19 protein-coding genes are annotated in these 19,853 nt (G+C 71.8%); 10 read left to right on the top strand and 9 right to left on the bottom strand.

Going from position 1 to position 19,853, the window contains the following annotated elements; genetic code table 11:
* Positions 1–21: 21 nt before the first annotated feature.
* The 6 genes from GIS00_RS18285 to GIS00_RS18310 all read left to right on the top strand — a co-directional run bounded on the left by GIS00_RS18285 (position 22) and on the right by GIS00_RS18310 (position 6,330).
* Positions 22–1,683, top strand: a complete 1,662-nt coding sequence (locus tag GIS00_RS18285) for an MDR family MFS transporter (RefSeq protein ID WP_230313802.1) — start codon at positions 22–24, stop codon at positions 1,681–1,683.
* 4 nt (positions 1,684–1,687) lie between these two features.
* Complete coding sequence (locus GIS00_RS18290; RefSeq protein ID WP_154769899.1) at positions 1,688–2,140, top strand: MarR family winged helix-turn-helix transcriptional regulator; 453 nt, start codon at positions 1,688–1,690, stop codon at positions 2,138–2,140.
* The gene (locus tag GIS00_RS18295) at positions 2,140–2,721 is read left to right on the top strand and encodes a DUF1802 family protein (protein ID WP_154769900.1); all 582 of its coding nucleotides are present in this window, start codon (positions 2,140–2,142) and stop codon (positions 2,719–2,721) included. The genes GIS00_RS18290 and GIS00_RS18295 overlap by 1 nt, the downstream gene beginning before the upstream one ends.
* Positions 2,654–3,823, top strand: coding sequence for a phosphotransferase (locus GIS00_RS18300; protein WP_154769901.1), 1,170 nt, complete (start codon positions 2,654–2,656; stop codon positions 3,821–3,823). The genes GIS00_RS18295 and GIS00_RS18300 overlap by 68 nt, the downstream gene beginning before the upstream one ends.
* 56 nt (positions 3,824–3,879) lie before the next feature.
* Positions 3,880–4,863 (top strand): TerD family protein, encoded by a 984-nt coding sequence (locus GIS00_RS28690; RefSeq protein WP_154769902.1) that lies wholly within the window; start codon positions 3,880–3,882, stop codon positions 4,861–4,863.
* A 96-nt stretch (positions 4,864–4,959) separates the two neighbouring features.
* Positions 4,960–6,330, top strand: coding sequence for a vWA domain-containing protein (locus tag GIS00_RS18310; protein WP_154769903.1), 1,371 nt, complete (start codon positions 4,960–4,962; stop codon positions 6,328–6,330).
* Between the two features lie 112 nt (positions 6,331–6,442).
* Here the strand turns inward: GIS00_RS18310 and galK are convergent, their stop codons facing one another.
* Together galK and galT are read right to left on the bottom strand one after the other, a co-directional pair.
* Positions 6,443–7,585, bottom strand: coding sequence for a galactokinase (gene galK, locus GIS00_RS18315; protein WP_322098104.1), 1,143 nt, complete (start codon positions 7,583–7,585; stop codon positions 6,443–6,445).
* Positions 7,582–8,664, bottom strand: coding sequence for a galactose-1-phosphate uridylyltransferase (gene galT / locus GIS00_RS18320; protein ID WP_407666890.1), 1,083 nt, complete (start codon positions 8,662–8,664; stop codon positions 7,582–7,584). Before galT ends, galK begins: the two co-directional genes overlap by 4 nt.
* A 267-nt stretch (positions 8,665–8,931) precedes the next feature.
* On the opposite strand from galT, the gene GIS00_RS18325 reads away from it, so the two are divergent.
* Complete coding sequence (locus GIS00_RS18325; protein ID WP_154770204.1) at positions 8,932–10,074, top strand: MFS transporter; 1,143 nt, start codon at positions 8,932–8,934, stop codon at positions 10,072–10,074.
* Positions 10,075–10,109: 35 nt separating this feature from the next.
* Here the strand turns inward: GIS00_RS18325 and GIS00_RS18330 are convergent, their stop codons facing one another.
* Genes GIS00_RS18330 through GIS00_RS18340 form a run of 3 tightly spaced genes read right to left on the bottom strand, consistent with a single transcriptional unit; the run spans position 10,110 to position 13,610 of the window.
* Positions 10,110–10,994 (bottom strand): hypothetical protein, encoded by an 885-nt coding sequence (locus GIS00_RS18330; protein WP_154769904.1) that lies wholly within the window; start codon positions 10,992–10,994, stop codon positions 10,110–10,112.
* 46 nt (positions 10,995–11,040) lie between these two features.
* On the bottom strand, positions 11,041–11,706 hold the full coding sequence (locus GIS00_RS18335; RefSeq protein ID WP_322098107.1) for a uracil-DNA glycosylase: 666 nt from the start codon (positions 11,704–11,706) through the stop codon (positions 11,041–11,043).
* 53 nt (positions 11,707–11,759) lie between these two features.
* On the bottom strand, positions 11,760–13,610 hold the full coding sequence (locus GIS00_RS18340) for an acyl-CoA dehydrogenase (RefSeq protein ID WP_154769906.1): 1,851 nt from the start codon (positions 13,608–13,610) through the stop codon (positions 11,760–11,762).
* A 175-nt stretch (positions 13,611–13,785) separates the two neighbouring features.
* Here GIS00_RS18340 and GIS00_RS18345 point away from each other — a divergent pair, with 175 nt between their 5' ends.
* Together GIS00_RS18345 and GIS00_RS18350 are read left to right on the top strand one after the other, a co-directional pair.
* Entirely contained in the window at positions 13,786–15,465 is a 1,680-nt protein-coding gene (locus GIS00_RS18345; RefSeq protein WP_322098108.1) for a bifunctional 3'-5' exonuclease/DNA polymerase, read from the top strand.
* A 22-nt stretch (positions 15,466–15,487) separates the two neighbouring features.
* Entirely contained in the window at positions 15,488–15,931 is a 444-nt protein-coding gene (locus tag GIS00_RS18350) for a TIGR03668 family PPOX class F420-dependent oxidoreductase (protein ID WP_154769908.1), read from the top strand.
* On the opposite strand, the gene GIS00_RS18355 is transcribed toward GIS00_RS18350, so the two are convergent.
* The 3 genes from GIS00_RS18355 to GIS00_RS18365 are packed head-to-tail and all read right to left on the bottom strand — an operon-like array spanning position 15,920 to position 18,366.
* A complete protein-coding gene (locus GIS00_RS18355; RefSeq protein WP_322098109.1) occupies positions 15,920–16,561 on the bottom strand; it encodes a DUF402 domain-containing protein in 642 nt (213 codons plus the stop codon). The two genes, GIS00_RS18350 and GIS00_RS18355, sit on opposite strands and share 12 nt — an antisense overlap.
* A 21-nt stretch (positions 16,562–16,582) precedes the next feature.
* A complete protein-coding gene (locus tag GIS00_RS18360) occupies positions 16,583–17,497 on the bottom strand; it encodes an NmrA family NAD(P)-binding protein (RefSeq protein ID WP_154769909.1) in 915 nt (304 codons plus the stop codon).
* Positions 17,498–17,550: 53 nt separating this feature from the next.
* Positions 17,551–18,366, bottom strand: coding sequence for an arginase family protein (locus GIS00_RS18365; RefSeq protein ID WP_322098110.1), 816 nt, complete (start codon positions 18,364–18,366; stop codon positions 17,551–17,553).
* Positions 18,367–18,447: 81 nt separating this feature from the next.
* On the opposite strand from GIS00_RS18365, the gene GIS00_RS18370 reads away from it, so the two are divergent.
* Positions 18,448–18,939, top strand: a complete 492-nt coding sequence (locus GIS00_RS18370; RefSeq protein ID WP_154769910.1) for a pyridoxamine 5'-phosphate oxidase family protein — start codon at positions 18,448–18,450, stop codon at positions 18,937–18,939.
* A gap of 2 nt (positions 18,940–18,941) precedes the next feature.
* On the opposite strand, the gene GIS00_RS18375 is transcribed toward GIS00_RS18370, so the two are convergent.
* Entirely contained in the window at positions 18,942–19,580 is a 639-nt protein-coding gene (locus tag GIS00_RS18375; RefSeq protein WP_196073352.1) for a hypothetical protein, read from the bottom strand.
* Positions 19,581–19,853 lie beyond the last annotated feature (273 nt).

A 19,853-nucleotide genomic window follows, 5' to 3' on the forward strand; every position in this document is an offset into this window, starting at 1 on the left:
CTGGAACCGAGGAGAACAACCATGTCCGCAACAGCCACGGAAGTGGCCGCACCGCCGAAGATGTCGCACCGCGCCGTGATCCAGGCGCTGTCCGGGCTGCTGCTCGGGATGCTCGTCGCGATCCTCAGCTCGACGGTCGTGTCGACGTCGCTGCCGCGGATCATCGGTGACCTCGGCGGGTCGCAGGCCTCCTACACCTGGGTGGTGACCGCGACGCTGCTCGCCACCACGGTGAGCACGCCGATCTGGGGGAAGTTCGCCGACCTGTTCAACCGCAAACTGCTCGTGCAGCTCTCGCTGGCGATCTTCGTCATCGGTTCGGCGCTGGCCGGGCTGAGCCAGAACTCCGGTGAGCTCATCGGTTTCCGGGTGCTGCAGGGGCTGGGCGCCGGCGGCCTGACCGCGCTGGCCACGGTGATCATCGCCGACATCATCTCGCCGCGGGAACGCGGCCGGTACATGGGTCTGCTCGGCGCCGTGATGGCCGTCGGCACGGTCGGCGGCCCGTTGCTCGGCGGGGTCATCACCGATTCCATCGGCTGGCGCTGGAACTTCTACGTCGGTGTGCCGCTGGCTGCCGTTGCGATCGTGCTGCTGCAGAAGACACTGCACCTGCCGACCCGCCGCCGGGACGGCGTGCGCATCGACGTGCTGGGTGTCGCCCTGATCACCGGAGCCGTGTCCCTGCTGCTGATCTGGGTCACTCTCGGCGGCCACCAGTTCGCCTGGGGGTCCGCCACCAGCATCGTGATGGTGATCGGCGCCGTGCTGCTGGCCGTGCTGTTCGTGGTGGTGGAGCTGCGGGTCGCCGAGCCGATCCTGCCGCTGGACCTGTTCCGCAACCGCACCTTCGTGCTCGCTGTCGTGGCCAGCCTCGCCGTCGGTGTGGCGATGTTCGGCACTTCGGTGTTCCTCAGCCAGTACATGCAGCTGGCCCGGGGCAAGACCCCGACCATGTCCGGCATCCTCACCATCCCGATGATCGCCGGCGTGCTGCTGGCCTCGACGATCGCCGGCCAATTGATCAGCCGGACCGGCTTCTGGAAGCGTTACGTCGTCACCGGTTCCGCGGTGCTGGTCGTGGGACTGTTGCTGATGGGCACGATCCGGTACGACACCGGCTGGGTCCCGTTGTCGGTCTACATGTTCCTGGTCGGCGTCGGCGTCGGCATGGTGATGCAGAACCTGGTCCTCGTCGTGCAGAACACCCTGCCGCAGGACCGGATGGGCTCCGGCACCGCAGCGGTTGCGTTCTTCCGCAGCCTGGGTGGCGCGATCGGTGTGTCGGTCATGGGCGCGGTGCTGAGCAGCCGGGTCGGCACGCTGACCGCGGCCGGCATGGCGGAGCTGGGCCTGCCGACCTCCGGCGGAAGTGGGACGATCCCCGACCTGGCGACGCTGCCCGCCCCGGTCCGCACCGTGGTCGAGTCCGCCTACGGCGAGGCGGTCGGCGACATCTTCCTGCTCGCGGTCCCGCTGGCGATCATCACCCTGGTCGCTGTGGTCTTCCTGCCGAACGCGGTGCTGGGCACCCGCTCCGGTGTCCAGCAGCAGACCGGCTCCGACGAGGCCGGGGCGGCTCCGGTCCTGGCCGACCAGCTGGTCGACGAGGCGGAGGCCGCCACCGCGCTGGTCCCCGCGACGCACGCCGCCCAGGACCGGCGACGCGACGCCCTAGACTGACGGGGTGAGCGACCCGGTCGAGGAGATCGATCTGCGCCGGATCGAGGAGCAGATCGCCCTGCTGTTCCGCCGGGCGCGTACCTACAGCCGGAGTGCCGCCGCCGAGGTCCATCCGGACCTCGCGCCGGCGGCGTTCTCCATGCTGGTGCGGATCGTGGACGCCGGTGCGCTGCGCACCGCCGAGCTCATCGAGATCTTCGGGATCGACAAGGCCGCCATCAGCCGGCAGGTCAACCAGCTGGTCGCGCTCGGGCTCGCCGACCGGTCGGCGGACCCGACGGACCGCCGGGCGCAGATCATCGAGCCCACCGCGGACGGGACGGCCCGCTGCCGGGCGGCGACCGCCCGCAGCCGGGGCGCGTTGCGGAGTCAGCTGCAGGAGTGGACGCCGGGGGAGGTCCGCGATCTCGGCCGGCTGCTCGCGCGCTTCAACACCCTGACCATGGGGCCGGAGTGATGACGCCGGCGCTCAAGGAGTGGTCGGCCGCCGTGCACGCGTTGCTCGCGGGACGGCAGTCGGTGCTGCTGCGCAAGGGTGGCATCCACGAGAAGCGTTTCACGGTGCCCGATGTGGTCACCGCTGGGTCCGACGGTGCCGGGGCCCTGCCGTTCCTGCTGTTCCCCACGGTGTCCCATGCGCACGCGGAACGGGTGCGGCCGGAACACCAGGACCTGCTGGCCCTGTCGGCGCCCGACGCCGGCGAGGACGCCGTGGTGCTGCGGGCGCTCGCCTCCGTGGTCGCCGCGGTCGAGGTGCACCGCCCCGAGCAGCTGGACTCCCTGCTCCCGCTGCACATCTGGACCGCGGAGTCGGTCAGGGCGGACCGGCTCGACTTCCGCCCGCGGCATCGGTTGTCGGTGCTCGTGGTCGAGGTGCGGCCTGTCGAGCCGGTCGTCGTGCCCCGGCTGCCGGAGTTCGCCGGGTGCCGCAGCTGGCTGGACCTGCCCGACACGGCGGCCGCAGCCATCGGTGATCCGGTGCTGGACCGCCCGGCGCTCGACCTCCTGGCGCAGGAGGTCCGCGACCGGGTCGGGTGAGCCGGGCGGGTTCGACGACCTGCTCGCCGCGGCCGAACGCGCCTGGACCGGCCACCGGCTGACCCTGATCGACGTGGCCGGTGTCGGCAGCGACCGCTCCGTCGTGCTGCGGGTGACGGTCGACGGTGGTCCCGCTACAGCGGTGGTGAAGGGCTGGACCACGTCCGCCGGATCGGACGCACCGGCCAGGGAGACGGCTGCACTGGACATGGCGACCGCCCGCTCGCTGCCTGCCCCGGCGCTCCTGGCCTCGGCCGGGGATCCACCCCTGGTCGTGATGAGCGATCTCGGTGCGCACGGCTCGCTCGCCGACGCCCTGCTGGGCACGGCAGCTCCTGCGGCCGACGGTGCGCTGCTGGCATGGGCCCGGGCAGTCGGCCGGTTCCATGCGGGAACGGCCTGCAGCGCAGACGATTTCGCTGCCACGCTGGAGCGGCACGGCGGCGCAGGTCTGGCCGTCGACCTGATGCCGCGGCTGTTCCGGGAGGCCGCGGACGAACTGCCGGAATTGCTGGAGCTGATCGACATCCGGGCAGAGACCGCCGTGATCGACACCGTCGCCGCGTTCGGCGACGTCCTGCAGACCGATCTCCCCGCATTGTCCCCGGCCGACACCTGCCCGGACAACAACCTCGGCCGGGACGGCGAACTGCTCCTGATCGACTTCGAGGGCGCGATGGTGCGTCACATCGTCTGGGACGCCGCGTATCTGACCGTGCCCTTCCCCTCCTGCTGGTGCAGCTTCTCCCTTCCCGGCGAGGCGGTCACCTCGGCGCTGGATGCCTGGCGGGCGGAGGTGCGGCCCGCCTTTCCGGAGGTCGACGGTCCCGAGTTCGCCGTGGACCTCGAGGCGGCGACCGTGGGATGGGCCGTCGTCGGACTGCGCTGGTTCCTGCGCCGCGCGCTGGAGGACGACTCGCCCCTGCACCCGCACCGGTCGGCACCGACCCGCCGGATGTTCCTCGGCGAGCGGCTGCGGCGGGCCGCGACGACCACGCACCCGGTGCTGGGCGCCGTGCAGGAGTTGGCCGGGCAGGTACTGGATCGGCTGGATTCGACGATCGGTGCGCCCCGGTTGCCGCCTGCCCCGGCCTACCGCTGACGGCACTCCGGGCTGATTCCGGGCCGGAGAGCGGCCCGCTCTGGCAGGGTGGGGCCATGACCGAGCTGAGCCGCGGCGCCAATGCCCCCGTGTCCGGTCCCACCCTCGAACTCTCCGTCGCCGGGGCGCGGCAGGGATCCGTCGACCTGATGGTCTTCCAGCTCGGCGCCGACCGGAAGGTGCGCAGCGACGCCGACTTCGTGTTCTTCAACCAGCCCACCTCGCCGGAGGGAGCGGTGCGGCTGACCGGTGCGGACCGGGTGCAGGTGGACCTGGGTGCGGTACCGCCGGCGGTGGAGACGCTGGCGGTCGCGGTCAGCCTGGACGACGCGGTTGCCGGCGGTCTGCGCGACATCGGTGGGCTCGGGGTGACCGTCGGCGGCCCGGCGGACGCGCATTCCGCGCCGGCCTCCGGCCTCACCTCGGAGCGGGCCGCGGTGCTGGTCGAGATCTACCGGCGGCAGGGGTCGTGGAAGGTGCGCAACGTCTCCGCCGGCTGGACGGCCGGGCTGCCGGCCCTCGCCCGCGAGCACGGGGTGTCGGTCGACGACGCGCCCGCACCGGCGTCCCCGCCGGTCGCCGCTGCACCATCGGCAGGGCAGTACCCACCGCCGCAGCCGGCACCGTCGGCACAGCCGGCGCCGTCGAACCAGCCGTCCCAGGCGCCGTGGCGACAGAACACCGGCGCGCAGCCGTATCCGCCGCAGCAGCAGCCGCAACAGCCTTACCCGGCGGGGCAGCAGTACCCGCCGCAGCAGCAGTACCCGGCCGCGCAGCACTCGCCGAACCCGCAGCTGCCGCCGCCGGTGCTCCCGCAGAACGGCGCCCCGCACGGTGTCCAACCGCCGCAGGGGCCACCACCCGGCTACGCTGCACCCGGCGGATTCCCGTTGCCCGGCGGCGGCATGCCGTCGACCGGGTCGCCGCCGCCCGCGTCCGGTCCGGGTGGGTGGCCGCCACCGGGTGGCGACCTGCAGCCGGTCCCGCTGCCGCCGCCCCCGGGGATGGTCGCCGGCTACCCGCCGCCCGGCGGCCGCTGATCGATCACCTGCCGGGCCACCGACCGGCGGGTGTCGATCGTGGGGCAAACCGGTGAAACCCACGTCGCCCACGGACGGCTCTGGCAGGGTGGGGACATGCCTGATCTCTCCCGTGGTGCCAACGCGCCGGTCACCGGCCCCGCCCTGGACGTCGCCGTCTCCGGCGCGCAGCAGGGCACCGTCGACCTGATGATCTTCCAGTTGACCGCGGCCGGGAAGGTCCGCAGCGACGCCGATTTCATCTTCTTCAACCAACCCGCCTCTGCTGAGGGCGCGGTCCGTCTGACCTCGGCCGACCGGATCGCCGTCGACCTCTCGAGGGTGCCGGCCGACGTGGAGAACCTGGCCGTCGCGGTGGCCCTGGACGACTCGGTCAGCGGGTCGCTGGCGTCGATCGGCGGGCTCGGGGTCACCGTGTCCGGCGCCGCCGACCAGCAGTCCGCCCCGGCCGCCGGCCTCACCTCGGAGCGGGCCGCGGTGCTGGTGGAGATCTACCGCCGTCAGGGCGCGTGGAAGATCCGCAACGTGTCGGCCGGTTGGTCCGGTGGCTTCGCCGACCTCGTCCGCAACCACGGGGTCAGCGTCGACGACGATCCGGCCCCGGCCGCCGCCCCGATGCCGACCGTGGCAGCGCAGGCGCCGCCCGCACCGATGCCGACGGTCGCCCCGCAGGCGCCGCCCGCGCCGATGCCGCAGGCCGCGCCTCCCGCTCCGGCGGCACCGCCGGTCCAGGACGGCCCGCGTTCGGTGCCCGGTGAGGAGAAGCTGTCCCTGCAGAAGCGGCAGGCGCTGGACATGCGCAAGAAGGAGGTGCACAAGGTCCTGCTCACCAAGGGTGCGCAGAACGAACGCGCCCGGGTGATCATGGTGATGGACAAGACCGGCTCGATGTACGACGAGTACCAGGCCGGCATCGTGCACCGCGTGGTGGAGAAGATGGTGCCGGTCGCCATCCAGCTCGACGACGACGGCGCGCTCGAGAGTTACCTCTACGCAGTGACCTTCGCCCAGCTGCCGGACCTGCGCGTGGAGTACCTGGAGCAGTGGATCGCCGACTTCGTGCACATCAACGGGGTGCGGCAGGGGATCGACTACAACGCCATCGGCGGATACAACGACGAGATCCCGATCATGTCGCACATCATCAACTCGCTGCAGCGCGGCGGGAAGCCGGTGCTGGTGCTGTTCTTCACCGACGGCGGGTTCTCCAAGAAGAAGGAGATCACCAAGTTGATGCAGAAGGCGGCGAACCTGCCGGCCTTCTGGCAGTTCGTCGGGATCGGCAACAACAACTTCGGCGTGCTCACCAAGCTCGACGAGATGGCCGGTCGGGTGGTCGACAACGTCGGCTTCTTCGCGGTCAGCGACATCGACCGGATCGACGACGCCGAGCTCTACCGCCGGTTGCTCAGCGAGTTCCCGGACTGGCTGCGGGCCGCCCGTGGGATGGGCATCGTCGGGGCCTGAGCCGCAGGCGGGCCGGGAACTGTTTCCCGGCCAGGGCTGTCGCTGCTCGGTGAGGTGTTCCGCTCGTGGTCGGCGCGGGGCCGGCGTCACGCGGCGTCGGCGCGGTGCGGTGTCAGAGCAGTCCCGCCGAGGGCTGCACCGCCCGGATCGCGGGCGCAGCCAGCCCCGCGTCGGCGAAGGCGGACCGGACCCGGTCGACCAGGACCGACGCCCGGTCGGTCGGGATGAGCGCGATCGCCGACCCGCCGAACCCGCCGCCGGTCATCCGGGCGCCGAGTGCGCCGGAGCCGAGAGCGGTGTCGACCGCGAGATCCAGTTCCCGGCAGGACACCTCGAAGTCGTCGCGGAGCGAGACGTGCGAGGCGGTGAGCAGCGGGCCGATCGGCGCCACCGGGCCGGCGGCGAGCATCCGCACCACCTCCCGGGTGCGTGCGGATTCGGTGAACACGTGCCGGGCCCGCCGGCGGAGCACGTCGTCGTCGAGGCGGTCGAGCGCGCCGGCCGGGTCGCTCACCTCGTTCAGCAGGCCGACACCCAGCAGTGCTGCGGCCTTCTCGCACGACCGGCGACGCTCGGCGTACTCCCCGTCGGCCAGGGCGTGGTGCGCCCGGGTGTCGATCACCAGCACCTCGAGACCTTCCGCGGCCGGGTCGAACGGCAGGTGTCGGATGGTGCCCGGTCCGGTCTCGAAGTACAGCACCGACCCTTCGCGGCAGGCGGTCACGGCCATCTGGTCCATGAGACCGCACGGCATGCCGACGAAGTCGTTCTCCGCGCGCTGCGCGAGGCGGGCCAGGGTATCGGCGTCCAGCTCTACCCCGGCGACCATGGCCGACGCGGCGAGGGTCGCGCACTCCAGTGCCGCCGAGGACGACAGCCCGGCGCCGATCGGCACCGTCGAGTGCACCGCCACCTCGAGTCCCGGTACTGCCGCCCCGGTGCCGGCCAGCGCCCAGACCGCACCGGCGACATACGCCGCCCACCCGGACACCAGGCCGGGCTGCAGGTCTGCGGCATCCACCGTCACCACCTCGCCGGGCGCCCTGGACGACACCACCGACAGCCCGGGGGTGCTGCAGATGCGCGCGGCCACATGGGTCCGGTCGTCGATGGCGAACGGGAGCACCGGCCCGCCGTTGTAGTCGGTGTGCTCGCCGATCAGGTTGACCCGGCCCGGCGCCGACCGGACGACCTGCGGTGCACCGCCGAAGGTGTCGGCGAACAGCGTCGTCGCGGCCGCATCGCCGGTGCTCACGACGGGTCCGCGGCGCGCAGCAGCTCCGCGGCGGTCTCCGGCGGGATGTCGTTGACGAACGCGCCCATCGCGGACTCGGACCCGGCCAGGTACTTCAGCCGGCCGACGGCGCGTCGGATGGTGAACAGCTCGAGGTGCAGCCGCAGTTCGTCCCGGCCCTGGTGCACCGGTGCCTGGTGCCAGCCGGCGATGGCCGGCAGGGTGTCGTCGAAGACCCGTTCCATCCGGCGCAGCAGCTGTGGGTACAGCTCGGCCAGCTCCGCCCGCTCGTCCTCGTCCAGCTCGCTCAGATCCGCCCGGTGCCGGCGCGGGTAGAGGTGCACCTCCAACGGCCAACGCGCGGCGAACGGCACGAAGGCGAGCCAGTGTGCGGTCGCCGCGACGATCCTGCTGCCGTCGGCGATCTCGCGCTCCAGGACATCGGCGAACAGGTTCCGGCCGGTGCGCTCGCGGTGTGCCCGGGCGGTCCGGAGCATGGTCGCGGTCCGCGGGGTCACGAAGGGATAGCCGTAGATCTGTCCGTGCGGGTGGGCGAGCGTGACCCCGATCTCGGCGCCGCGGTTCTCGAAGCAGAAGACCTGCTCGACGCCGGGCAGGGCGGACAACGCGGCGGTGCGATCCGCCCAGGCCTCGATCACCGTGCGCACCCGCTCCGGCGGCAGCCGGGAGAACGTGCCGTCGTGGTCGGAGGTGAAGCAGACGACCTCGCAACGCCCCGCGCCGGCGGCGGCGACGAAACGGGAGGTGTCCGGTGCTGCCGGACCGTCCGGCGTCCCGGCGAAGGACGGGAAGCGGTTCTCGAAGACCACGACATCATAGTCTGCGGAGGGGATCTCACTGCTGAAGACGGGTGTCGACGGGCAGAGCGGGCAGGTCTGCGCCGGCGGGTGGTAAGTGCGGGTCTGCCGGTGACCGGCGATGCCGACCCACTCGTCGAGCACCGCGTCGTAGCGGATCTGCGAGAGGTGCTCGACCGCCGGCAGGTCGCGCAGGTCGCGCACACCGCGGTCCCGGCCGGGTCGCTCGTCGAACCAGAGGATCTCCCGGCCGTCGGCGAGCCGGCCGCTGGTGCGATGCACGGCCGGGCGGACGGTCGGGACCGGCGCGGGAGAGGAGGGAGTAGGGGTCACCGGCACGAGTCCATTCCACCGGGTGATCGATCAGAAGTCAACACGTTCAATCAGGTCTGGGTGTTCGATTGTGATCGGTGGTCGTGAGCACTGCTAGGTGTACCGTATCCAGGAAGTGAGAATCGTTTCCCATATATTGGGACGGAGTGTGGAACGGTGGGCGACGGGATCGTGGTCTGGCAACGCGACGACATCGGCACGGCGCGGCGGTGGTCGATGCTCGGGCTCGGCTTCGGTGCCCAGGCCGTGTGCGGACTCGTGGTCAACGGCGCGCCGTTCCTCATCCCCACCCTGCAGCAGCGCTGGGGACTCGACCTCGCCGGCGCCGGGCTGCTGGTGGCGCTGCCCACCTTCGGTGTCATGGCCACGCTGATCCTCTGGGGCGCGCTGGCCGACGCGATCGGCGAGCGGGTGGTGCTCGGGGTCGGCGTGCTCGGCGCTGCCGGTGCGGTGGTCTGGGCGGCCACCGCCGACGACGAGTGGTGGTTCGGTGCCGCGATGCTGGTCGCCGGCATGTTCGCGGCCAGTGCGAATGCCGCCAGCGGCCGGGTGGTCGTCGGTTGGTTCCCGCCGGAGCGTCGCGGTCTGGTGATGGGCATCCGGCAGGGTGCCCAGCCGTTCGGTGTCGCGGTCGCTGCGCTCACGCTGCCGATCATCGGCGAGAAGCACGGTGCGCCGGCTGCTCTCACCGTCTCGGCGATCATCGCCGGGGTGATCGGGCTGGCCTGCGCCCTGCTGGTCCGGGATCCTCCGCGACCGCCGCGCAAGGACGCCGAGCCGCACCTGACGGCGAACCCCTATCGGGGCAGCAGCATGCTGTGGCGGATCCACGGCGTCTCGGTGCTGCTGGTCATGCCGCAGTTCGTCGCCTGGTCCTTCGCGCTGGTCTGGCTCACCACGGAGCGGGGCTGGTCGACCGCCGCGGCGGGGGTGCTCGTCACCGTGACCCAGGTGCTCGGGGCGATCGGCCGGCTGGTGGTCGGGGCGTGGTCGGACCGGGTGCGCAGCCGGATGCGGCCGCTGCGGTGGGTGGCGCTCGGCGTCTCGGCCTCGATGCTGCTGCTCGCGGTCACCGACGTCATCGGGACGCCGGTCGCGGTGGTGGTGCTGGTGATCGCCTCGGTGGTCAGCGCCGCACCCAACGGCCTCGCGTTCACCTCGGTTGCCGAGATCGGCGGGCCCTTCTGGGCCGGCCGCGCGCTCGGTGTGCAGAACACCGCCCAGTTCCTGGCCGGCGCCGCGATCGTGCCGGTGGCCGGCGCCCTGATCACCGGGATCGGGTACCCGTGGACCTTCGCGATCGTCGGTCTGGCCGCGCTGCTGGCCGCCCCGCTGGTGCCGAGGCGCGACACCCCCTGAGCCGCAGGCGGTTCACCGCTGAGCCATCGGCGGCGTCACCGCAGTGGCGGCGGCGCGGTGCCCCAGTCGATGACCGAGTCGATGAGCAGCCGCCCGCCGGCGGCCTCCAGCGAGCAGGTTTCCAGGTAGACGAGGTATCCGGCGTCGCCCCCGGTGCTGTTGCCGGCGCCCTGGAGCTGGTAGCCGACGGCCACCCGGAGACTCCCGGCGTAGGTCGGGTCGCCGCTGCCCGCGACGGCGGCCGCCCGCCCGGCACAGGAGGTCAACGCCTCGGCAGAGGGCGCGACCGGCGCCGGCCGGTCGCCGGCCACCCGCACCATCCTGGCCGAGAGGAACTCTCCCGCATGGGGTTCCGTGCACCCGGTGACACCGGACGGTGCGCCGGAGAAGCGGTAGCACCAGCGCAGCACAGCGGGCCGCCGCTCGGTGCGGCCCAGCGACAGCATCGATCCCTGGTACTCGCCGATCGGCCGGTGGCCGATCAGCGGCCGCACCAGGCAGGCGGTCCAGGACCAGCCCGGGATCATCTCGCCCGCCGGGCCGGACACCAGCGTGCTCGTCCAGGACAGCGGCGGGGGAGTCCATCCACTGGTGCCCCGGTCGACGGCCTCGCTGATCTGTCGCTGCACCCCGACGAACTCGGCGGCGGCCGCCTGGCAGACGGAGTAGGGGTCGCCCTCCGGGGTGGTGCCGGTGGCAGCGGACCAGGCCAGCACGACGTCCGCCGAGTGCGGCTCCGAGCAGGCGACGAGGACGACCCGGCCGGGATGCTGCTGCACGCAGGCACCGGGTGGTGGTGGCGGCGGCACCGGCCCGCGGACCGCGTCGCCGCCCCGCCCCGGACCGAGGTAGAGGGCGCTGACCAGCATGCCGACCACGGTCAGGCCGACCAGCCACCATCCCGCAACCCTGCGGTCCATCGCCCGATCCTAGAACTGCGAGGACCGCCGCGACAGTGCCGGAACGCTACCGGAGCAGCGCGCGGACCTGCGTGAACACCTCGTCGAGCATGGCCGGGGTGAGCCGTCCGGTGAAGGTGTTCTGCTGGCTGACGTGGTAGCTGCCGACCAGGTGCACCGGGCTGCCGGTCGGGGAGCGCAGCTCGGTGACGGCGCCGTGGCCGAAGACCGGGCGTGGGCGGGGCACCTGCCAACCGAGCGACTGCAGGGTGGTCGCCGTGGTGGTCCAACCGAAGGCGCCGAGGGTGACGATCACCTGCAGTCGCGGGCCGAGGACCCGGAGCTCCTCGACCAGGTACGGGCGGCAGTGGTCGCGCTCCGACGGCAACGGCCTGTTGTCCGGTGGTGCGCAGTGCACCGGCGCGGTGATGCGCAGGTCGTCCAACTGCATGCCGTCGTCGGCGGACACGGAGGCCGCCTGCGAGGCGAACCCGGCGCGGTGCAGCGCCGCGAACAGCACGTCGCCGCTGCGGTCACCGGTGAACATCCGGCCGGTCCGGTTGGCGCCGTGCGCGGCCGGGGCCAGCCCGACCACCAGCACCCGGGCATCGGCGGGGCCGAAGCCGGGAACCGCACGACCCCAGTAGGTCTGGTCCCGATAGGCGGCGCGGCGTTCGCCGGCCACCTGCTCCCGCCAGGCGACCAGCCGCGGGCAGCGCCGGCAGCCGGTCACCCTGGCGTCCAGTCGCGCCAGGGCAACCGCGGGATCCCTCGTCGGGCGTCCGCTCAGAACGCGCCTTCCGGGATCTCCATCAGCGAGCCGTCGGCCGCCTCGATCGTGGCGCGGCGGGTGCTCAGCTCCGGCAGCATGTTGCGCGAGAACCAGTGTGCGACAGCCAGTTTGCCGGTGTAGAAGGGGATGTCCTTCTCGCTCACGCCGCCGTCGAGGGCGGCCTGGGCGACGGTCGCCTGGCGCAGCAGCAGATAGCCGATCAGTACGTCACCGGCGCTCATCAGCAGGGTGACCGCGTGCTCGCCGATCTTGTACAGCGAGGCCGGGTCCTGCATGGCGGCCATCGCGTAGCCACCGAGGGTGGTGACCATGCCCTGCAGGTCGGTCAGCGCGGTCTGCAGTGCGGCCAGTTCCTCCTTGAGCCGGCTGCCATCGGTGACCTGGGTCTTCAGGAAACCGGCGATCTCGGCGGCGACGACGCCGAGCGCCTGCCCACCGTCCTTGACGATCTTGCGGAAGAAGAAGTCCTGGGCCTGGATCGCCGTGGTGCCCTCGTACAGGGTGTCGATCTTGGCGTCCCGGATGTACTGCTCGATCGGGTAGTCCTGGGTGTAGCCGGACCCGCCGAAGGTCTGCAGCGACAGCGCGAGGTTCTCGTAGGCGCGCTCCGAGCCGACACCCTTGACGATCGGCAGCAGCAGGTCGTTGACCTTCTTCGTCAGCGCGAGATCGATGCCCTCGCCGGGATCCCCGGACGCGATGCGGTCCTGCCAGCTGCCCGTGTACAGGTAGGTGGCGCGCAGTCCCTCGGCATAGGCCTTCTGCCGCATGAGGATCCGCCGTACGTCCGGGTGGTGGATGATCGTCACCCGCGGCGCGCTCTTGTCCGTGGACCGGGTCAGGTCGGCGCCCTGCACCCGCTCCTTCGCGTACTCGAGGGCGTGCAGGTAGCCGGTGGACAGGGTGGCGATGGCCTTGGTGCCCACCATCATCCGGGCGTACTCGATGATGTGGAACATCTGCGCGATGCCGTCGTGCACCTCGCCGACCAGGTGGCCGACGGCCGGGGTGCCGTGCAGTCCGAACGACAGCTCGCAGGTGGACGAGACCTTCAGGCCCATCTTGTGTTCCACGCCGGTGACGAACACGCCGTTGCGCTCGCCGAGCTCGCCGGTCTCGCCGTCGAAGTGGAACTTCGGCACCACGAACAGGCTCAGACCCTTGGTGCCGGAACGGCTCTCGACCCCGGGGCCCTCGGGGCGGGCGAGCACCAGGTGCACGATGTTCTCGGTCATGTCCTGGTCGCCGGAGGTGATGAACCGCTTGACACCTTCCAGGCGCCAGCTGCCGTCCTCCTGCAGCACGGCCTTGGTGCGGCCGGCGCCGACGTCGGACCCGGCGTCCGGCTCGGTGAGCACCATGGTGGAGCCCCAGAGCTTCTCGATCATGATCTGTGCCCAGCGCTGCTGCTCCGGGGTGCCCAGCGCGTGCAGCACCTGGGCGAAGTTCGGGCCGGCGGCGTACATGAAGACCGCCGGGTTGGCGCCGAGGATCAGCTCCGCGGCGGCCCAGCGCAGCGACGGCGGGGCGCCGTAACCACCGAGCGCGACCGGCAGCTCGAGACGCCACCAGTCGCCGTCCATCACCGCGGCGAAGGACTTCTTGAACGACTCGGGCACGGTGACCGAGTGGGTCTGCGGGTCGAAGACGGGCGGGTGGCGGTCGGCGTCGGCGAAGCTCTCCGCGATCGGCCCGGAGGCCACCTTCTCCAACTCGGACAGCACGCCGCGCGCGGTGTCCGGGTCCATCTCCTCGAAGGGAGCGGTGCCCATCCGGGCTCCGGCGCCGAAGACCTCGAACAGGTTGAACTCGAGATCGCGCAGGTTCGAACGGTAGTGACCCATGACGTGTGCTCCTTCGGACGGGGACGGCGGCCCGGCCGGCGGCAAGTTACCCACCGGTAGACCCAGGTTATTACTCGTCGGTAACTTCGGCAACGTCCCTGGTCGGGTGATACGCGACCGTGACCCTCGCCGGGATCAGACCGGAGCTGTCGGTGGCATCGGCGAGGATGGGCCGGTGTTGTGCGCGCTCGCTCCCTCCGGTGCCGGCTGGGTGGCGCGGGCCCTGGACGATGCCGGCACGCCGACGGGGCCGGTGACCGTTCTTCCCGACCGGGCGGCGCTGCAGGAGTTCGCCGCGTCGACCGCCCCGGGTGTCCGCTGGCTGTGGGACGCGACGACGTCGGTCTACCCGCCACTGTTGGCCGCCGGGATCCGGGTGGACCGGGTGCACGACGTCACCCTGACCGAGCGGATCCTGCTGGGCCGGGAGTCGCGGCACGCCGAACCCTCCGCTGCCGCGGCGGTGTACGCGCGTCGGCACGGATTGCCGGTGCCCGACGATCCGGTCGCAGAGGTGGCACCGGCGGTCGAACCGGGCCTGTTCATGGCCGAGCCGTCCGCGCCGTCGCGTCCGGAAGCCGACTGGGATCCGCTCGACGTGCTGGCCGAGGCGTTCCGGAGTCAGGCAGAACGCTCGGCCGGGGAGAATGCACTGCGACTGCTGATCGCCGCCGAGTCGGCGTCGGCGCTGGCGGCGGCGGAGATGGGCGCGGCCGGACTGCCGTTACGGGCATCGGTGCACGACCGGCAGCTGACGGACCTGCTGGGTGCCCGGCCGCCGGCCGGGGTGCGGCCGCCGAAGCTCGCGCAGTTGGCCGCCGGCATCACGGAGGCGTTCGGCTACCCGGTGAACCCGGACTCGGCGGTGGACCTGCGATCGGCCTTCCAGCGGGCGGGTTTCGACATCTCGACCACCCGGTCATGGGTGATCAAGGATCTCGACCACCCCGCGGTGCCGGAGGTGCTCGAGTACAAGGAGCTCTCCCGGCTCTTCACCGCCAACGGCTGGAACTGGCTCGACGAGTGGGTGCGCGGGGATCGCTTCCACGCCGAGTACCTGCCGGGCGGCGTGGTCACCGGCCGTTGGGCGGCCCGTGGCGGTGGCGGCCTGCAGATCCCGAAGTTGGCCCGGCGGGCGGTACTGGCCGAACCTGGTCACGTGTTCGTCGCCGCCGATGCTGCACAGCTGGAACCCCGTGTGCTGGCAGCGATCTCCGGCGACCCCGCGCTCCTCGCGGTGTCCGCCGACGAGGATCTCTACACGGCGCTGGCCGACGACGGGTTCGGCGGCGACCGCGCGCACGCCAAGGTTGCGATGCTCGGCGCGATGTACGGGGCGACCACCGGCGAGTCGGGCCGGCTGCTGCCGGTGCTGCGCAGGCGGTACCCGGTCGCGATGGCCACGGTGGAGCAGGCCGCCCACCGCGGCGAGCAGGGCGGGGTGGTCCGTTCGGTGCTGGGGCGCACCAGCCCGCCGCCGAGCGCCTCCTGGCGGGCGACCGTGCTGGCCGGGTCGCTGCCGGACGCCGGGCGGGGTGAGCAGGCCCGGGCCCGTGAGGTGGCGCGGGCCTGGGGGCGGTTCACCCGGAACTTCGTGGTGCAGGGCTCGGCCGCCGATTGGGCCGCGGTATGGCTGTCCGGCGTGCGCCGGGAGATCGCCGCGGTACCCGGTGCGGAGCTGGTGTTCTTCCAGCACGACGAGCTGCTGGTGCACGTCCCGGCCGGGTCGGCGGACGTGGTGGCCGAGCTGGTGGTCGGCGCGGCCGACGAGGCGAAGCGGTTGGTCTTCCCCGGGTCGCCGGTGTCCACCCCGGTCCGGCCGGTCGTCGTGGAGTGCTACGCCGACGCGAAATGACCCGGTGCGGCAGGCTGTGACGATGCCGACGCTGCCGATCGAGATCTGCCGGGAACGGTTCGCCGACGCCCAGGTCGCCCGGCTCGCGACGGTCCGACCCGATGGGACACCGCACCAGGTCCCGGTGACGTTCGCCCTGCCGCGACCGGATCTGATCGTCTACGCGATCGACCACAAGCCCAAGTCCACGACCCACCTGCGCCGGCTGGACAACATCCGGGCGCAGCCGGCCTCCAGCTTCCTGGTGGACGTCTACGACGACGACTGGTCCCGGCTCTGGTGGGTGCGCGTCGATGGCCGGTCCGAGGTGCTGCCGGACGGTGCGCTGCGGACTGCATCGATCGACGCGCTGTCCGTGAAGTACCGGCAGTACCGCGAGGTGGTGCCGGACGGTGTGGTGGTCGGTACCCGGATCACGGGATGGAGCGGCTGGGCGTTCTCGGCACCGACCGGCTCAGGCGGGTAGTTCCCCGCCGAGTTCGACGTCCGTCGGGAGCTGCGGCAGTGGCCAGTCCGGATCCGGCCGGAAGTCGAGATGGCTGCCGTCGAAGGGGAACTCGTTGCGCTGTGCCTGTTCGATCCGGCGCCGGCCCTCGAGCCGCAGGGCCGCCAGCTGTGGCCCGTCGAGCCGGCCGACGGCCACCGCGGCCGCCGCCTCGTCCTCGTCCTTCCACTGCGCGGTCCGGTCCGGCAGCACCAGGACGTCCAGGATGCCGTCGGCCCGGTCGACCGTGGTGGCGGTCCGCCCGTGCGGTTCTTCGAGATTGACGTACCAGCCGAGGAATTCGCTGTCGGCATCCCAGAACCACCACACCGAGCTGGGCACGCCCTCCTCGATCAGTCGGAGAGTGCTGGTGCCGCGCCAGATGTCGCGGGTACGGCGGCGTGGGACGGCGAACCGCTGGGCGAGCGGCACCTCCCGCAGGCCGCGCCCGTCCGCCGCGGCGCCGGTGATCATCGGTGTGCCGGGCGGGTTCCAGCCGAGCAGCGACGAGCCGTCGTCGGCGACCACCCGGAGCGGGATCATGCTGCGCCAACTGCGGTCGGCACGGACGAACCGCAGTTGGACGGTGCTGCCGACGGGCCAGGGCTCCACGCCTGCGGACGCTACCTGCAGTCAGCGGGCGATCGTCCGCCGGTGCACCTGCTGCGCCGTCCAGGTCCGGAAGTCGACCGGGGCGCGGCCGAGCAGTGCGGTGGTGCGCTGCAGTTCCTTCGCGCTGGTGCCGGCCGAGACCTTGGACAGCAGCCGGTAGGAGTTCCGCCAGTCCTGCCCCTTCTTGCCGCCGGCCAGCCGGCGGTCTGCGGCCTGGGCCCAGGCCTGCGGGTCGTTACCGGTGTAGGTCACCGGATGTCCGAGTGCCTCCGACCAGATCGCCGCGGACTGCTCGCCGGTCAGCGACTCGGGACCACAGATGTTCACCGTGCCCGTCATGGCCGCCGGATCGAGCAGTGCGCGGGCCGCGACCGCGCCGATGTCGGACGCGGCGATCCGGTTGACCCGCTTGAGCGGGGTCGGGAAGGTACCGGCCGCGATGTCCTCGACGAAGGTCAGGTCGTTGTCCATGAAGTTGGACGGGGAGATGAGAACGGCGTCCGGGCAGCTCTTCTCGATCATCGTTCCGATGGCGAGCTTGGGCCGGTACGGCTTCATGATGACCTTGAAGAACTGCATCATCAGCTTCCCGCCGAGAGTCCTGGTGGACACGTGCACACCGGCGAACACGATGCGGACACCCTGCCGACGGGTCTCGTCGACGAACAGCTGCGCCATCTCCACCTCGGCGTCCTCGTGCGGGGAGACGTAGAACGCGGCGTCGACCCCGGTCAGCGCCCGCCGCACGGCCTCGCGATCGGTCAGGTCGCCGACCACTGCCTCGACCCCCACCGGTGCGGCGAACGGTCGCCGGGTGAGCACCCGGATCTGCAGACCGGGGGTGTTGCTGTCGAGCAGCGCCTGCAGCACGGCGCCGCCCATCGTGCCGGTGGCGCCGGTGACCAGGATGCGGCGCGGGTTCGTGGTGATGTCCATGCCACCAGCGTCGCCCGGCCCCCTTGTCGCGCCCTTGGCGCGGACTTGCCGGGTCAGGTCAGCAGCGGCGAGACCGCGTTTGCGATCCGGCGGGCTGCTGCGGCAGTGGCAGCGTCGTCCCCGGGGGCCGCCTCGAACTCGCCGACCTCGACGCCGACGACCTCGAGCGTCGCGAGAGCGGTGAGTGCGTCGTGCAGGTCGTCGAGAGTCAACCCGCCGGGCACGCCATAGTCGGTCGGGACGATGCCGGGATCCAGGACGTCGCAGTCGATGTGGACGTACACGGGACATCCGGCGCAGGCCGCGAGCAGTCGCTCGGTGAACGCCGGACCGGGCGCTACGAGCAACGGCGCGCCGGTGTCGATACGGGCCTGCTCCGGCGGATCGATGTCCCGGGTGCCGGCCAGGATGCTGTTGCCGGGTGCGAGTCCGGCGCCGAAGCCGGAGACCCACCAGCCGAGCGGACCGCTCAGCGCCAGGCCGCCCAGGTACCCGGTGGTCGAGGTCTCCGGGGTGTTGATGTCCGCGTGCGCGTCGAACCAGATGACCACCGCGTCCGGCCGGTGCCGGGCCACCACCGGCAGCGTGGCCAGCGCGACGGCGCACCTGCTGAGGGCGATCACCGGCCGCGACCCGGCGGTCATCACCTCGTCGAGCTGCGCCTGCATCGCAGCGAGATCGGTGGCAGCGGAGGCGAGTTCCACCTCCCACCCGGTGCCGAGCGCGGGTCGCGGGACGCCGACGGCCGCCAGCGGGACACCCAGGCGATCGGCCAGTTCGCGGGCGAGCACCGGCGAGCCCTGCATCGCTCGGTCGTTGTGATCGCCCGCCCGGCCGGCGAAGTGCAGCAATGTCGTCGCAGTCGTCACCCGCACCATCCTGCCGTGCATCCCGGGAACGGCAAGGTCAGCAGAGGTGTCGCGGCTCAGGCCTGCGGGCACCGGAGACCCATGAAGAGCACGGAGTTGAAGGACGAGCTGACCGCGGCCGCCGAGCTCCTCGACGCCACCTCGGCCGCGCATCTGGCCTATACCGTCGGCGACGGCAGTCCGCGGGTCGTGCCGGTCGGCTACTTCTGGACCGGCACCGAGTTCGTCGTCTCCACCGCCGACACCGCCCCGAAAGTCGCGGTGCTGCGGCGGCATCCCGAGGTCGCGCTCGCCATCGACTCCGGTGACTCACCCGGTGCCGCCCGCGCACTGTCGGTGCGCGGCACCGCGGCGGTCGAGATCGTCGACGGCATCGTCCCGGAGTACCTTGCGGCAGCGCGGAAGTCGATGGATGCCGATGCGGCAGCCGAGTTCGAGACCAACGTGCGCGGGATGTACGACCGGATGGCCCGGATCGCGATCACCCCGACCTGGGCGCGGTTCTACGACTACGGCGCCGGACGGCTCCCCGGCTTCCTCGCCGAGCTCGCGGAGAAGTCCGGCCGGGACTGACGTCAGCCCGGCCGGATCTGCGAGGGGTCCGGCAGTCGGATGTCGAACGGGACGTCGAAGTCGTCGAGCGTCCACTCCATGGCAATCGCGACCCCGTCGTTGTCGACGGTGTGCGCGTAGCGCACGACGTGGAACTGATCGTCGATCCACAGTTCGGCAGGAATCTCGGTGACGCCCTGATCGAGCAGTTGTGAGAATCCTTTGGCCAGTTCCGGGTTGCGAGCGGCGAGTGCGGAGTCGGGCACTGCGGTGAGGTCGAGGGTCATCGAGTAGCCGACGACGGGGATGGCGTTGATGGCCTCCTTGTCGCCCGGCTGGATGTCCCGGGCGAGGAGGAGGACAGCCGGCGAGAAGCCCACTGATTCCCACGATGCGCCGATGCAGATCAGAACGGCCCGGTACACGGGATCGGTGGTGTCCGAAGGGATCTCGTGGAACGGGCCTTCCAGTTCGTCGACCGAAATGACCGCCGAGGCCTCGGTCGCGATGATCCGGCGCGGGTCCTGGTACCGATCGATGACCAGCTCCGCCGCTGTGATCCCGCCATCTGTCAGCTCTGCCCGGAACGTCTGTCCGAAGCGGGCCGGGTTCCCCTCGATGTCGACCGTTTGGACCGCGGAGAAGGAGCTGAGCTCGTCCATGCTCGCCAGGATCCGGTCCAGCAACGCGGCGGCTGCGGGATCGGGGAGAGGAGCCGATGACACGTCCGGCCGGGAGCTCGTGTCCGGGCCCGACGTCGCAGGGCCGGGCGCCAGGGCGTCTGTGACGGTGTTCGCGCCACCCTGCACCGATGCACTGCCGGGAGTACCGGCAATCGGTGTGGTGGTGCACGCGGCGGCCGCGAGCAGAACGATTCCGGCCAACGCCGTTCGAACCGACTTCACGAGATCCCCACCCCTGGGCGTCGACCCCGC

The sequence above is a fragment of the Nakamurella alba genome (assembly GCF_009707545.1).
Lineage (GTDB): Bacteria > Actinomycetota > Actinomycetes > Mycobacteriales > Nakamurellaceae > Nakamurella > Nakamurella alba.

What these genes read in the sequence shown, in the direction of transcription:
- GIS00_RS18350 (WP_154769908.1), top strand. Translation starts at nt 15,488, where the DNA reads ATGCCGACGCTGCCGATCGAGATCTGCCGGGAACGGTTCGCCGACGCC.
- GIS00_RS18375 (WP_196073352.1), bottom strand. Translation starts at nt 19,580, where the DNA reads ATGGACGAGCTCAGCTCCTTCTCCGCGGTCCAAACGGTCGACATCGAG.
- GIS00_RS18340 (WP_154769906.1), bottom strand. Translation starts at nt 13,610, where the DNA reads ATGGGTCACTACCGTTCGAACCTGCGCGATCTCGAGTTCAACCTGTTC.
- GIS00_RS18295 (WP_154769900.1), top strand. Translation starts at nt 2,140, where the DNA reads ATGACGCCGGCGCTCAAGGAGTGGTCGGCCGCCGTGCACGCGTTGCTC.
- GIS00_RS18310 (WP_154769903.1), top strand. Translation starts at nt 4,960, where the DNA reads ATGCCTGATCTCTCCCGTGGTGCCAACGCGCCGGTCACCGGCCCCGCC.
- GIS00_RS18370 (WP_154769910.1), top strand. Translation starts at nt 18,448, where the DNA reads ATGAAGAGCACGGAGTTGAAGGACGAGCTGACCGCGGCCGCCGAGCTC.
- GIS00_RS18285 (WP_230313802.1), top strand. Translation starts at nt 22, where the DNA reads ATGTCCGCAACAGCCACGGAAGTGGCCGCACCGCCGAAGATGTCGCAC.
- GIS00_RS18325 (WP_154770204.1), top strand. Translation starts at nt 8,932, where the DNA reads ATGCTCGGGCTCGGCTTCGGTGCCCAGGCCGTGTGCGGACTCGTGGTC.
- GIS00_RS28690 (WP_154769902.1), top strand. Translation starts at nt 3,880, where the DNA reads ATGACCGAGCTGAGCCGCGGCGCCAATGCCCCCGTGTCCGGTCCCACC.
- GIS00_RS18360 (WP_154769909.1), bottom strand. Translation starts at nt 17,497, where the DNA reads ATGGACATCACCACGAACCCGCGCCGCATCCTGGTCACCGGCGCCACC.
- GIS00_RS18330 (WP_154769904.1), bottom strand. Translation starts at nt 10,994, where the DNA reads ATGGACCGCAGGGTTGCGGGATGGTGGCTGGTCGGCCTGACCGTGGTC.